This is a genomic window from Methylocucumis oryzae, from assembly GCF_000963695.1.
GTDB lineage: Bacteria > Pseudomonadota > Gammaproteobacteria > Methylococcales > Methylomonadaceae > Methylovulum > Methylovulum oryzae.
This window is the reverse complement of the sequence record NZ_LAJX01000339.1, coordinates 1-1,750: the sequence shown is the minus strand read 5'-3', so window position 1 is coordinate 1,750 and position 1,750 is coordinate 1. Positions and strand designations below refer to the sequence as shown.

General features: G+C 47.6%; 2 protein-coding genes. Both read left to right on the top strand.

What is annotated here, in order from left to right:
* Nucleotides 1-114 precede the first annotated feature (114 nt).
* Nucleotides 115-723, top strand: coding sequence for a protein-arginine deiminase family protein (locus VZ94_RS21265; protein ID WP_275575352.1), 609 nt, complete (start codon nucleotides 115-117; stop codon nucleotides 721-723).
* A gap of 149 nt (nucleotides 724-872) precedes the next feature.
* Nucleotides 873-1,076: a hypothetical protein gene (locus VZ94_RS21260; protein ID WP_045780782.1), complete on the top strand. Its 204-nt coding sequence runs from the start codon at nucleotides 873-875 to the stop codon at nucleotides 1,074-1,076.
* The last annotated feature ends 674 nt before the right edge of the window (nucleotides 1,077-1,750 follow it).

Genomic DNA, 1,750 nt, shown 5'->3' with positions numbered 1-1,750 from the left:
GTAGCGCGGTCGCGTTGCTTAAGGCCGCCGCCGCCAACGGTAACGGCGCGGCAAAGCTATTCGTTGGCCGCGCTCCGGATCTGGCAGACATCGAAGGCCGGGTAGAAACCGAGCATCGATCAGCTACTTGCCGACACCGACCTGATGGAAGATAACGAACGCGCCGCCGAACACTTGGATCGTGTGCTCGCCAAGCTCCTTGACGAGCTCGACATCAACGAGCGCCAATTGGTCAAACTGCCAGTGCTGTTCCGGAAGCTTAATCCCTTCATCATTGACCCGTTAAAAAACAGTCTAGGCGGGTCAGGTAATAAAGGATCGGTTTTCCACCAAAACCTCATGCTGAACCAATTACAGGCAGGCACCGAGCCGAGGACAAGCCTAGGCGCACGCAAAGCCGATGCCGAACTACCCGAAATGTACTACGCCTTCAGCCCCAACCTAGCCAATGGCCTATTGCTGTCTAGCCCGCCTGCCGATAACGGAAACGGCGACGCACAACCCGATTGGGTATTCGCCTACACCAAGCCGGACGGCCCGTTGGTTGATGGTAAAGACATCTTCGCCCAAGGCGCCGTTAAGGCATTGGGCCGGGTTGGGGTACGGCCTTACGAAATTGACGCCTGGGACTGGGCGCACTTAGGTCAGGGTGAAGTACACTGCACCAGCAATGTCTGGCGGGATGTCAGCCCCGATGCGGCCTGGTGGCGCACACGGAACTGATCCGGTGTAGGATAAGGTGTTTGCAGAATAGTTAATCCGCTAGTTATTTGGCGACACGTCATCATTTAAATTTACTTTTGCCTTACATCTTAAGTTGAGGATAACTTATGACATTTTCTTGTAAATTACATTGTATCATCGGAGTCTCAATGATTTTGGTGGCATCCTCCGCGCTTGCCGCGCCCGCTTACATTACCGTTGGGGACGATGCCATTTCGATTTTGCGCGTCATAGCACCGGACACTAAGCTTTTGTTAACACGCGATCTGAAGGTAAATAGTGATTGCAAGAAAACCTCTGAAAGCCATATTCAACGCGACTTGCAGATAATTTTTGCAATCGAAGATTTTTAAAGTGTAACGAGTTCAACATAATCTCCTAAATCGCATGGATGTAGGAGATTAATTTTTAATCAAATTTTCTAGTTCTGAAATTAAGTTAAAAAATCTTCGTGACGCTGCTACCGTCTGAAACCCACGGTAAATAAGGCTTGCAGGGGTTTTCGGGTTGACACTAACTAGCGTGTTCAACAATCAGGCCACCCACGCGCTGAAATTCTCTAAGCTCGCGCTGACCTATGCAGTAGAACTCGGCGACGACTGAGACCGCGTAGGGGCATTAGCGATAGCGTAATCCGCCGGATGTTTGAATGCCGACTGCGCTTTACAAGTTGAGTTTACGCGAAAGCTTAGTAGTGATAGCACGAAGGGAAGGGCTAACCTAAATCAGCACTGAATTAAAAAAGTTTTTAACCACAACCGAAAGGAAAAACATCCTTATGCGTAAAAACCGACCAAGCTATATCCATAGTTATACAAGCAATCGCGGGGGGTCAATACTGTTGATTTTAGCACCTAACTTGTTATATCTATATGATATTTAATAAATTTATTGCTTGTTATGGAAGTTGATAAAAAACAGAATACTTGCTGCTAAATTTCTATCAGCAACTCACAAACCTACTTCTTACATTTTGCCAAAACCTAGCCAAGAAAAAAGCTGGAGATTTCACTAAAAATCGCAAGTT

Bases quoted from the DNA above. Each gene is read 5' to 3' on its own strand.
- VZ94_RS21260 (WP_045780782.1), top strand. From the start codon at position 873: ATGATTTTGGTGGCATCCTCCGCGCTTGCCGCGCCCGCTTACATTACC.